The 11,215-nt window shown below is 36.2% G+C and carries 15 protein-coding genes; 1 reads left to right on the forward strand and 14 read right to left on the reverse strand.

Annotation, left to right across the window (positions count from 1 at the left end):
• Positions 1–53 precede the first annotated feature (53 nt).
• Entirely contained in the window at positions 54–620 is a 567-nt protein-coding gene (locus ACYPXO_RS07385; protein WP_459639964.1) for an RNA polymerase sigma factor, read from the reverse strand.
• A gap of 31 nt (positions 621–651) precedes the next feature.
• Positions 652–1,059 (reverse strand): HIT family protein, encoded by a 408-nt coding sequence (locus ACYPXO_RS07390; RefSeq protein ID WP_459639965.1) that lies wholly within the window; start codon positions 1,057–1,059, stop codon positions 652–654.
• A 110-nt stretch (positions 1,060–1,169) separates the two neighbouring features.
• On the opposite strand from ACYPXO_RS07390, the gene ACYPXO_RS07395 reads away from it, so the two are divergent.
• The gene (locus tag ACYPXO_RS07395) at positions 1,170–1,910 is read left to right on the forward strand and encodes a sensor histidine kinase (RefSeq protein WP_459639966.1); all 741 of its coding nucleotides are present in this window, start codon (positions 1,170–1,172) and stop codon (positions 1,908–1,910) included.
• Here ACYPXO_RS07395 and ACYPXO_RS07400 read toward each other — a convergent pair.
• From ACYPXO_RS07400 to ACYPXO_RS07455, 12 genes are all read right to left on the reverse strand, one after another.
• Positions 1,848–2,459: a rhomboid family intramembrane serine protease gene (locus ACYPXO_RS07400; protein WP_459639967.1), complete on the reverse strand. Its 612-nt coding sequence runs from the start codon at positions 2,457–2,459 to the stop codon at positions 1,848–1,850. The genes ACYPXO_RS07395 and ACYPXO_RS07400 overlap by 63 nt on opposite strands.
• 169 nt (positions 2,460–2,628) lie before the next feature.
• Positions 2,629–3,336, reverse strand: coding sequence for a DUF6382 domain-containing protein (locus ACYPXO_RS07405; protein ID WP_459639968.1), 708 nt, complete (start codon positions 3,334–3,336; stop codon positions 2,629–2,631).
• Positions 3,326–3,721: a TadE family protein gene (locus ACYPXO_RS07410; RefSeq protein ID WP_459639969.1), complete on the reverse strand. Its 396-nt coding sequence runs from the start codon at positions 3,719–3,721 to the stop codon at positions 3,326–3,328. Before ACYPXO_RS07410 ends, ACYPXO_RS07405 begins: the two co-directional genes overlap by 11 nt.
• Positions 3,718–4,122 carry a prepilin peptidase gene (locus ACYPXO_RS07415; RefSeq protein ID WP_459639970.1) on the reverse strand — a complete coding sequence of 135 codons (405 nt, stop codon included), beginning with the start codon at positions 4,120–4,122 and terminating at the stop codon, positions 3,718–3,720. The genes ACYPXO_RS07410 and ACYPXO_RS07415 overlap by 4 nt, the downstream gene beginning before the upstream one ends.
• Complete coding sequence (locus tag ACYPXO_RS07420) at positions 4,110–4,826, reverse strand: pilus assembly protein (RefSeq protein ID WP_459639971.1); 717 nt, start codon at positions 4,824–4,826, stop codon at positions 4,110–4,112. Before ACYPXO_RS07420 ends, ACYPXO_RS07415 begins: the two co-directional genes overlap by 13 nt.
• A 182-nt stretch (positions 4,827–5,008) precedes the next feature.
• A complete protein-coding gene (locus ACYPXO_RS07425) occupies positions 5,009–6,364 on the reverse strand; it encodes a DUF5702 domain-containing protein (RefSeq protein ID WP_459639972.1) in 1,356 nt (451 codons plus the stop codon).
• 11 nt (positions 6,365–6,375) lie between these two features.
• Positions 6,376–6,552, reverse strand: a complete 177-nt coding sequence (locus ACYPXO_RS07430) for a Flp1 family type IVb pilin (protein ID WP_459639973.1) — start codon at positions 6,550–6,552, stop codon at positions 6,376–6,378.
• 11 nt (positions 6,553–6,563) lie between these two features.
• A complete protein-coding gene (locus tag ACYPXO_RS07435; protein WP_459639974.1) occupies positions 6,564–7,775 on the reverse strand; it encodes a type II secretion system F family protein in 1,212 nt (403 codons plus the stop codon).
• A gap of 1 nt (position 7,776) precedes the next feature.
• Positions 7,777–8,532 (reverse strand): type II secretion system F family protein, encoded by a 756-nt coding sequence (locus ACYPXO_RS07440; RefSeq protein WP_459639975.1) that lies wholly within the window; start codon positions 8,530–8,532, stop codon positions 7,777–7,779.
• Positions 8,477–9,691: a CpaF family protein gene (locus ACYPXO_RS07445; RefSeq protein ID WP_459639976.1), complete on the reverse strand. Its 1,215-nt coding sequence runs from the start codon at positions 9,689–9,691 to the stop codon at positions 8,477–8,479. Before ACYPXO_RS07445 ends, ACYPXO_RS07440 begins: the two co-directional genes overlap by 56 nt.
• Entirely contained in the window at positions 9,645–10,637 is a 993-nt protein-coding gene (locus tag ACYPXO_RS07450; protein ID WP_459639977.1) for a P-loop NTPase family protein, read from the reverse strand. Before ACYPXO_RS07450 ends, ACYPXO_RS07445 begins: the two co-directional genes overlap by 47 nt.
• A 156-nt stretch (positions 10,638–10,793) precedes the next feature.
• Positions 10,794–11,003, reverse strand: a complete 210-nt coding sequence (locus ACYPXO_RS07455; protein ID WP_459639978.1) for a pro-sigmaK processing inhibitor BofA family protein — start codon at positions 11,001–11,003, stop codon at positions 10,794–10,796.
• Positions 11,004–11,215 lie beyond the last annotated feature (212 nt).

Here is an 11,215-nt window from a genome sequence, read left to right on the forward strand (position 1 = left end):
ATAGAATGTGCATCGCACATTCTATTTTTTATTTAACTCAATGTACTTCTGCCTTATTCAAAGATTTTTCCATACCGTTCTCCATAATTGCGTTTTATCCAACGCCTTGCTCTATAAATAGTGGCATAGATAACATCTTTACTCACATGAAGTTCCTCAGCAATTTCTGTGGACGTTTTACCTGAGCAATAAATACCGCTAATCACTTCGTACCATCTTTCATTTTCTTTGTGTAACTCGTGAAAAATCTCCTTACTTAAAAGTCCAAAGTCTTGTCTGCGTTCTTTCTCAAGCACACTATATTCTACACTTTCAATCAGCAAATCTTCTCTTTCCTGTAAACACTCTATACTTCTTGTTTCAGCATTAATTTTATTTATCCAATTTAATGATTTATTCTTTGCAACGGTAAGTAACCAGTTCTCCACTTTTGCCTCATCTATTTCTCCGATTTTTACATACAATTCCATAAAAATCTCTTGCGTAATTTCTTCTGCAATTTCCATCCTTTTCGTATAATATAACACTGTCTGAAATACTTTATTTCTGTTCCTGCCATATATACTGTCGAATTTTATATTACCGGTAAATTCCATTTTCACACTTTCTATCTCATTCATTATTACCATCTTTCTCTGCTTGTACTACCATTTATCGAAGTTTTGATAAAATTTCCTCTTTTACCTCTTCACTCAGTGTACCCGGAGTCCACTGAAGTCCTACATTATCTCCCTCATATCTTGGAATCAAATGTAAATGAAAATGATTTACTGTCTGCCCTGCTGACTCTCCATTATTCTGCACAAGGTTATAACCATCACAATTTAACACTTCTTTCATTTTTGTAACTACCTGCTTTGCAACAGGCAATACTTTTGACGCCACCTCATCGTCCAACTCAAAAAGATTTGCATAATGCTCTTTTGGCAAAATTAATGCGTGTCCTTTTGAAGCCGGTGACAAATCTAATATCACACGAAAATCTTCATCTTCATATATTGTTGCTGATGGAATTTCTCCATTTGCTATCTTACAAAAAATACAATTATTATCTCTCATTATATTCCCTCTTTTCTTTTGTTCTATGATTTATTTGTCGAAATTTGTTCTATTCTTTTTATTGAATCCAGCCTGCCCCAATGTTACACTTTTTGCAGGAGGATGTAGATATGTTCACATTAGACGATGAAAAACAATTACACCGATTGATGAATGAAAACTCCGACAATTATATACTAATTCAAAAATTATTGGATTTTCAACAACTTACCATAAGCAAAATCAGCCATGAAATAAGAAATCCACTCACTCTCATTTCAAGCGCTTTACAATTAATTCAAAAACAACATCCTGAAGTCATCCACTTTTCCTATTGGAAACAGATGCTTGGAGATATTTCTTTTATGAAAACATTGTTGGAAGAACTTTCTTCCTACAATAATGGTTCTCGTTTACATAAAACTACGATTCATTCTACTGATTTTTTCAAAAGACTTATTCTGTCTTTTGCAACAACACTATCGGATGGCTCTATTGAACTAACCTCACAAATTGAGCAAAATCTTCCGGATATGTCCGGTGATCCGATAAAACTACAAGAAGCGTTGCTTAATCTTTTATCAAATGCTAAAGATGCCGTAAATTCTAACGGAAAAATATTCTTCTCCGCACAATATAAAGATAATTCTATTATTCTTAATATAAAAGATAACGGCTGCGGAATCCCGCAAAATCATCTCTCAGAGATTTTTACGCCCTTTACCACCTACAAAGAAAATGGTACAGGACTTGGACTTGCAATTGTCAAAGCAGTTACGGAAGCACATCATGGAACAATTCATGTACAATCAGTTCCATTCCACAGCACTGCTTTTACCCTGACGCTTCCGATACAAGATAAATGCAAGTAAAATTCCTGACACCAACCCACCGATATGCGCCATGTTGTCTACGCCTGTACTTGTAAATCCATGATACAGACTACAAACAACCATAAATACCATACCCCTTCCGTTCAAGGTTCTTAAATGTCCGTGATTTTTGGCTACGATAATGAGCAACGCCCCAATCACACCAAAAATTGCTCCTGACGCACCTGCGGATACGACAAATTCCCCCGTCTTTAAATCCATCGCTGCCGACAAAAGATTTCCTGCCAATCCACTCACAAAATATAATAAAAAGTACTTAAAACCACCGATTTCTTCTTCCAATATACTTCCAAGAAAGAATAGCATGACCATATTATTCATCAAATGCGAAAAACCAAAATGTAAAAACATACTGGTTATCAATCGGTAGTATTCGTGATTGCCCAACACAAGTGGAACAAACATTGCCCCATGTTCTAACATATAGCCGGCATCCTCTGTCATTCCGAAAAAAGATAGCCATACAAACACAAGAGCATTTATTCCGATAATTCCCATTGTTATGATTGGTTTTTTCTTTATCGGCATCCTCTTCCTCCCTTTATGTTAATCAGAGATTTTTTCCATCAATTATTCATATAACGTACTGTTTTTGAAATTTAACTTTAAATATATTATAACTGTTATCTCTTATTTCCACAACTAAATTTTTACCCACCTTTCCAGTATTTTACAGTTTCTCTCTTTTCCTTATTCCTTATTCCTTTTCCCACTCTCCCCATTTCCCTGCTTTTTTTCTTCCGACTTTTTCCTTCCACAGCCTCCATTTCTCCTCTAAAACATTTCCTTTCTTTTCCTCTTCTTCGTCAAAATCAATCCAATCATCCTCGTACTCCTCTTCCTTGATTTTTTCTGTTCTAATTTCATTTTCACTCACTGTTATTGCCTTTCCGACAATCTTCTCCAAACTATAATTTTCTTCCATAGTTGCTTTGTGTAATTCATAAGCAAGTAGAATTGCCGACTGCTCTTTATGATTAATTTTACTGACAAAATACTCCGTAAGGCAATGAAAGCTATAACAGAATTGCTCCTCTTCTATCGGCAGATAACAGAAAAAATATTTTCCGTCTTCATAGAAAATATATTCCGGTTGAAGCAAAATACAATTTGCACTTAAAAGGTAATTCTCTATCTGACTGAGCAGATTTAGAAACTGCTGTAAAAAATTTGTCAGTTCTTCCTTTTCAATTGCCATTTTTTCGTAAACCGATTTCATGGAAACTTTCCCACTAATTTCATAGCTGTACTGACTTTTACCATTTATCCCCTGTCCACTGACTTGTAGAAGTCCTTCAATTTTATTTTCCTTCATCATCTTCATCTGATAATCTTCCTCATAAAACTCCGGTCTTTCCAAAATAAAATACATATGATTCCAATCCTGTTTATATTTAGTTTCCATAAATTTTCCTTTTCTTTCTTATATACTTCTCCGGCATTATTACCGTTCGCTCTTGCCTGACATTCAAAAGCATTTTTCCCTTTCTCGCAAATGCAACTACCGAAAATTTATCCTTTTCACATTTTACAGTCACTTTGGGCATAGAAAAGAAAATCATCTTTCCCCGTACTCTTTCCCGAAAAAATGTTTCCATTTTCTTTTCTATATTTTCTTCACTCCATTTCACCTTTTCGCTTCCTACAACTGCTGTTTCGTACCCTGCTCCGAGAAGAATATTTTTATCATGAAAATAGAACAACATATACACTCCTATCAAAAAACTCAGAAAAATTACAGGCATAATGTATGCTGTCTCAACCATAAGACTTGCTTTCATTGTTTTCATATATACATCACTCCCATATAAGATATTGTCAGAAACGGAATAAATGGAATTGTTTTCTCTTTGTATCTGCTTTTCCCCACAAAGAAAATTAACGAAAATATCCCTGCCAACCCAAAAGCAACCGTGATTATCCAAAGTATATTTATAAATCCTACATAACCGCCCAACAGACAGATGAGAAGACTATCCCCATATCCCAATGCTTCCTTTGTCACTTTGCTTACAATAAGACAGATAGCACCAATTCCGACACCTCCAAACACACTAAACAGATTTACATCATTCCAAAATAGGTGAAACAAAATTATTCCTCCTGCTCCCACACCAAGCAGCCATATCGGTATCCTTTTTGTGTGCAAATCCCACACGGAACAAATCAAAAGGAAGATTAATCCCCACATCTTGAACATTCTCCTTTCCCTAATGCTTCTGAAAGCGGTATGGCATAAACCTTTCTCTTCAGTCCACTGCAACCTATAGATTTGTGATACCTATTTCCCTGACCGGTTATATACACATTTATACCCGCTTTTCTGCCACATTTCTCACAAGCCTTATATTTCTCACCGTCTTCATTACGCAACTTTGCAATATCTTTTTTCCCCACCATGCGAATAGATAAATCCAAATAAGTACATTGGCTATTTCTGTGATAAACCATACCTGTTTCCGTGACATATACAATATCTTCCTTATCCTGAAAACCAAATTCTTTCTCATATCCCGTCCAGCCTTTCAGACACAACTCCTCTCTACATGATAACGCCAGTTTTCCGAAAGTATATATGGGTAATTTTATTCTATACTCTGCACACATTTTGATAATTTTACTTTTCCCCGAAATGCTTGTCTTACTCAAGTCCAATCCTCTGCTCCCCCCTGAAACAGCACTTTTATCCAACCGTTCTCTCCCGATATGATTTACTACTTTTTCTTCAAGTTCTCCTGCAAAGACAAATGGTTTCCCATATGCTTCGACCGCCGCCTCTCTTCCCACTTCATCAAGCGCAGACCTTATCGTCAGTTGAATAGACATCACTTCCAAAAGGTAACATAAACAACAAACAGCCAAAAAGAACAGTGGAAGTATTAGAGCGGTTTCCACCGTAATACTCCCTTTAAAAGAGGTGAATAAGGATGCCCTCTCTATGTGTTTTGGGAAATATGATGTTATGGTTTGTGTCTTAGTAGAGTCTTCCTCCTTCCTTACGTTATTCATTTTTTCTTTTTTTGATATGTTTTGGGAATTTATAAATAGAAAGGACATCCTTATTCACCTCTTTTCTTTTATTGGTATCCGTATAGAGTAGAAAAACGATATGTAATCTTCTCTCTAATTGCACAGACACTTTTTATTTCTAATTTACTTACACATGAATCCACTCTGAAAAAGTTTCCCCTTTTCTGTCGTATATTCATCTCAACAATATCTAAACTTCTCATCGTGCATTCTTCTTCCTTTTGTAAAAAAAGCAACATACGCAAATATTCACGATAGGAAAGTCCGTTTTCACTTTTTTGTACATCTACATCCTCCTTTCCCAGTTTCAATAATGATGATAACTGTAATTTCCAGTTCTTCCGGTTTTTCAATAATTCAATTTTTCCTCCTGTCATCAAAGAACGAACGTCCATTATACTTTCACCGAATGCCCACGCCAGTAAAATCGCCTGTTTAATCACACCTATTAATGCAGGCAGGGCAATCACCCCCGCCAAAGTTGTAGCCATCGTTTCTGCCTCCGCTTTTTTTACACTGTCACTTAAAAGAAATCCATAGTTCACCGGAAAACGCATACCGACAAGTTTCGTAACAACTATATCCAAATTTTCTCGGTCACTTTCTTTTCCACCAATCACATATTCTAATTCATAAGATAATTTTTTCTTCTCATCAGGATTGTCTGCCGCTGAAAATTTTTCTAATAAATATGATGCAAAATATAATTTAGACATCGTCACATTTTTTTCTTTCGGCGTTTTAAATGTCCCCCTGCCTTTTCGCAGTTTTCGATTAGACGGTAATTCTTGCAATGTAACTACCTTTTGTGAAACATTCATCTCTTTTGGAACTGTCATCCAAAGCATCCCTTTTGCTTTTATCTCTGAAAAAATTCCAAATGGATTATCTTCTTCGGGGAGTTGCTGCTCTGCCTCCGTCAAAGATTGTTCTAAACTTCCCGTCACCTCCTTCCCCTCTTCTTCATATATTTCCTGCTTTTTCTCTTGTTCTTCCCATTCTGTTGTTGTTCCTGCAAGTTCTTCCATATTTCCGATACCGCTTTTCTGTTTCCTATATGCAATCACCTGTTCACGAAACGCTCTGCCAAAGTCATCACTTAACAACTGTATTTTTTCTATTTCATGTATTCCTTTTCCCACACCGTAAAATTTCATCCTGTCCAGCAATTCTTTCTCTGAAAAAACGCCTTTTTCATATGTCCCCTCCAACGCAAATACATCATACTCTTCCAATAAATTTTTTTGATACTCCGCAAAAGAAGATTCCATTGCTCTTTCCACATCTGACCGCCTTTTATTTTTTGTTATCTGCACAGATGCACTCTCAATAATTGTCGCTGTTAAAGATAAAAACAAAAGAAATACAATGCTCAAAAAAGCGGTAACTTCACCTTTTTTCATCTTCTTATCCTCTAAATACCGGAACTTTCGCTTGTAATTTTCTCAAAAATAGACTGAACAATTTCTGTCAATTGCGATTTAAAAATAATAACAAGCCCTATCAGTACAACCAAAATTAGTATGACTTCTACCACACCGATTCCTTTATCATTTTTCAACGTACTCCAAAATAATCTGATTCTATTCATATTTTCTCCTCCTAAATGGATATGGATAAAAACGCCGGCACAATTACAATAATCAGCACAACAACTAACATCATACTCATTGGCAACAATAGTTTTGTCCCCGCCGTTTCCCCATATTGTTTTGCTCTTTGTCTTCTTGTTTCTAATGCTTCCTTTGTTTCTTTTTCCAGCAATTCAGTCAGACCCTTTGACCCCTTTCTCACGTTTTGGGAAAGAATTGTCCCTAATTTCATATAAGAAGAAATGCCACATCTCTTGCCAAAACGCTCATAACTCTCCGCTTCCGTCATTCCTCCCTGCATTTCCCGCATGGTAGAAGACATCTCTTCATATGCAAAACGAATCTCCCTCTCTTTTCGTTTCTCATATTGAAACATCATTTTTTTCCACGCATTTTTTACTGTCATTCCCGAACCGATAAGCAATGCCAACTGACTGATAATTTCAGGATAATCAATATTCATCTGTTCTGTTCTTTCTCTCTCTTTTTTCTTCTTTTCCTCCTTTTCTCTAGTATAAATCGCAACCGTACAGACTCCTCCAAGTACCAATATATAGAGAAACTTATAGTCCATTTCTTTCTGCCATATAATTTTTTCCCCGCTCACTTCTGCTGGAAGAGGCATTTTAGAATTATTTTTACTTTGCTTGTCCAAAAAATGTACCTTATCCTGAATTTGTGCCAGCATTCTTTCCTTCTTACTTAGTGTTTTCGGATAGACCATCACATTCATCACATACATACACTCTTCTTCTCCGTAGGAAAGGCATCCTTTTATTTCCACCATATCGCCTTCCGATGAAATATTTTTCTCCTGAATTTCTCCCTGCTCATTGATAATCTCATTTTTATCCGTTTCCCAAGCAATTTTTATCGGGAAATCCGGCATCTCCGTAATCAAATTTAAATTTTTCTCTACATGATCGGCACTCTCGTTTTCTGCCAAAACAATTTTCTCTAATTTATCCATTGTCTGCTTAAATACTTTTCTAACTTCCTCAACTGTATACTCTTCCTCTCCCACTTCAATTTCTAACGGCTCTTTCTTAAGAATATCTCCTACAGTCACTTTATATCTTTCCTGCTTTTCACTTTTTCCGTATCCATTCCTCTCCACCGTATTCACACGCAAACTTCCTATTTCTAAAATCAGACTCCCAAATGTACATATAAGAGTTATTACGCCAGCGAAAAGCATTTTTCCCTTCGTTTTCCTGTCCACGTTACACCTCTATTTCCAATATTTTTCTTCCCCACTGATAAGCTACAAAATAAATTGCCAGACAAACCGTCATCACTATTTTCCCAACTATACTTCCGTAAAGCACTGATAAAAATTCAGGAAAACTCATTTTCAGATAGATAATAATTCCCATCGGTATTGCAGACATAATCTTAAATTCCATTTGTTTTGCCACGATTATCGTATAAATTTCCTGTTGCACTTCCAATTTCATACAAATGGTTTGTATCGTCTGTTTCAGAACTGCTATCATATCTCCTCCACTTCGCTTAATAGTAGAAAGTATCGTAACAAAGTGTGTCACCTCACTTATTTCTACCCTATCCGCAAACGCTTTCCATGCCTGTTCCACCGGAATATTCATTTCCAACTGCCTGACAAGATAAGAAAATTCTTTTGTGATAAGCGCCTCCTTCCCATATATCGTAGCCAATTCCTTTTGTACTTCTCTCACTGCATTTTCAATAGAATACCCTACATTTAATACCGTTCGCAGCGACTGTAATGCCTCTTTAAACTGTCTTTGAAATTTTTCTTTCTTTTTCTCCGCATAATCTTCCTTCCATGTTCGGTAATGAAAAAACAAAAGAGGCATTAAAAATACATAACCAATCCACGAGTGATAGAATAAATATGCCAGAACACCTGCCTCGCCAAGACCTTGTATTATTGCCAGTACTTTATCCCTTTTGCGTATATCCCGCTGCCAGTAGTTTTCCTCTTTTCTCCATTTCATTGATTTTTACCCACTTTCCTTCTACTCTTCCTCCTTTTTCTCCTGTTTCCTGAAATTGATAAAGCATATTTAACCGAACCCCTTCACTATCACATCCTGCAACCTCTTCTATGGAAATTAATTTTCTACTTTTATCCCGAAATCGTCCGAGATGAATTAATATATCTACCCCCGATGCAATCTGCCTTTGAATTGCCGGCAGCGGTAAGTCCATTCCCATAAGTACCATCGTTTCCAACCTTGTTATCATGTCCTTTGAACTGTTAGCATGCCCTGTGCTGAGTGAACCGTCATGTCCCGTATTCATCGCCTGAAGCATATCAATCACTTCCTCTCCCCTTACTTCCCCGACAATAATTCTATCCGGACGCATTCTAAGCGCCGTTTTAATTAAGTCGCGAATACTAATTTCCCCTGCTCCTTCAACATTTGCCATTCTCGCCTCCAAACTAACAAGATTGGGAAGTTCTTTTATCTGCAATTCCGCATTGTCTTCAATTGTAATTACTCTTTCATCTTTTGGTATATGCTGCGATAACGCATTTAGAAATGTGGTTTTGCCTGTTCCGGTTCCACCACTAATAAAAATGTTATATTTTGATTGAATTAAGATTTGCAAAAATGAAATGATTTCCTGATTTAACGCTCCCCATTGCCGTAATTTCTCCAGTGTAATACTTTCTTTTGGAAATTTTCGGATAGTGACAATCGGTCCGTTTAATGCAATCGGATATAAAACCACATTCACTCGTGAGCCATCCGAAAGTCTTGTATCTACAATAGGTACCGCCTCATTTACAATCCGATTTGTTTCGGCAACAATCTGCTGAATGACATCTTCCAGTTTCTTCTTGGAAATAAATCGCTTATCACTTAGAATAATTTTACCGTTTCTTTCAATAAAAATATTTTGATTTCCGTTAATCATAATCTCCGTAATGGTTTCATCTTCAATTAAATTTTGTAAAATATCCAATTTACGAAAGGCATTAAATAGTTCTTGTCCCACTTCCACCTTATCCTGTAAAGAAATATATTGCTTTTCTCCATATTCTTCTAAAACCTGATAGATAACCTCTGTAAGTTCTTCATCATCGATTCCCTCCGATAAATCAATCCTTTCCAATATCTTCCCATGAAACTGTTCTGCCTGCATCACGCTGTTTTTCCTCCTTCTTTAGTAAATCTTTCACATAGCCCTCCATATCTTCCGCAATTTCCAACTGTATAATCTTGTCCAATATTTCTCCATATCCTAGAACATCCGCATTTTTCTCAAACTGTGTTACCTTTGCCACAGATTCCCTCTGCCTATTAATCGGCATATAAATTCTTCGGCACATTTCCAACAATTTCCATAAACCCTGCACACATTCTCCAAAATCAATAATGATTTTCCGGTATAGCCGCAAATGTAAAAGTTGATCGAATAACTCCTGCCACTCTTCGTAAGTGACCGCCTTCAAATCTTCGCTGATTTTCATCGGCGCAATGTATTCTAACTGTCCTATTTTTTCCGTCATAACGCTAACTTTTGTACTAATTCTACTGTTTTCCTGTCGCGTATAATAGAGTAAATCTGCAATTGTCCGAGAAGATTTCATCATCATTCTATCTTCCCAGCCGGAATATTCTTCCAAGTTCAAATATAAAGTTCTCTCCTCTTTCGCAAGTTCTTTTCCAAGTGCGATTGCAAAAGTCGTTTTCCCCACACGATGAACAGGTGAATATACTCCGATAATTGAGCATTCTTTATATCTGCTCTGTCTTAAAATATCTCTGTCCTCCTCTCCTGCGTAAATATTAAGCAAATCTGAAAGTATATTGTCTGCCGACTGATATTTATAAATCCTCTGCTTTTCTTCCACATTTTCCCTTTCCCGTGTAAGATAAATTACCCTTTTTGCTATATTCTCCTGTACTTTTCCACTAAATTTTTCTTCTAAAAGTAATATTTCGATTGGAAGTTCATTTGCTATTTCCTCAATCTGCTCTGCCAAAGAACAGACATATACCGGAAAATCTATTTTCTTTCCTAAAATAAATGATAGTTTCTCCGCATAAACGATTTCACTATCGCAAACGACAAAACATCTGCTCTTCACAATCTCCTCCTTATCGTATATGAAATTTTCTTATTGGATTTCTTGTCCGAATGGACTGATTATCTTAGAATCTATGTGACTTGTGAGTTGTATTATAAATCTGTTTTCCTCTCTTGTCCATAGTTAAAAATGATTTTCCAAAACTTTGTAAAAACTCTACAAATTTTGATACACTAATATGCCATAAAGCAAAGCCACTCCCGGCACGCCTAAAAATCCGGATGCCAAAACGGACACAGGGTTAATCCCCACCGCAATTTCTATCTGTTTATAAGAAAGATATTCGTTCACGAAAAAAATAAGTCCGATTCCTATTACTGCCCGAACAATAAAATTAATTAAAATACCTGAACGTTCCTTTTCCATCTGTCACTCCCCCTACTTCATATCTATACAGATTGACACCGTTTCATTCCTCTTTTCATTAAAAAACTGATATTCCCTTATCCGTGTATGAAACCTGTCTTCCTTGACTATACTAGAAGTAGGAACAATAAGTTATCACTAGAAAGCGGGAGGTTATATGAAACTATTTCAAAAAAAACGAAGAGAAAAAGTTGTTTATCGGGAACATACAA

The sequence above is a fragment of the Faecalimonas canis genome, assembly GCF_054601575.1.

Coding starts and splice junctions, on each gene's coding strand:
- ACYPXO_RS07405 (WP_459639968.1), bottom strand. CDS start 3,336: ATGGAAACTAAATATAAACAGGATTGGAATCATATGTATTTTATTTTG.
- ACYPXO_RS07440 (WP_459639975.1), bottom strand. CDS start 8,532: ATGAAATGGAGAAAAGAGGAAAACTACTGGCAGCGGGATATACGCAAA.
- ACYPXO_RS07395 (WP_459639966.1), top strand. CDS start 1,170: ATGTTCACATTAGACGATGAAAAACAATTACACCGATTGATGAATGAA.
- ACYPXO_RS07385 (WP_459639964.1), bottom strand. CDS start 620: ATGAATGAGATAGAAAGTGTGAAAATGGAATTTACCGGTAATATAAAA.
- ACYPXO_RS07390 (WP_459639965.1), bottom strand. CDS start 1,059: ATGAGAGATAATAATTGTATTTTTTGTAAGATAGCAAATGGAGAAATT.
- ACYPXO_RS07400 (WP_459639967.1), bottom strand. CDS start 2,459: ATGCCGATAAAGAAAAAACCAATCATAACAATGGGAATTATCGGAATA.
- ACYPXO_RS07455 (WP_459639978.1), bottom strand. CDS start 11,003: ATGGAAAAGGAACGTTCAGGTATTTTAATTAATTTTATTGTTCGGGCA.
- ACYPXO_RS07410 (WP_459639969.1), bottom strand. CDS start 3,721: ATGAAAACAATGAAAGCAAGTCTTATGGTTGAGACAGCATACATTATG.
- ACYPXO_RS07430 (WP_459639973.1), bottom strand. CDS start 6,552: ATGAATAGAATCAGATTATTTTGGAGTACGTTGAAAAATGATAAAGGA.
- ACYPXO_RS07415 (WP_459639970.1), bottom strand. CDS start 4,122: ATGTGGGGATTAATCTTCCTTTTGATTTGTTCCGTGTGGGATTTGCAC.
- ACYPXO_RS07425 (WP_459639972.1), bottom strand. CDS start 6,364: ATGAAAAAAGGTGAAGTTACCGCTTTTTTGAGCATTGTATTTCTTTTG.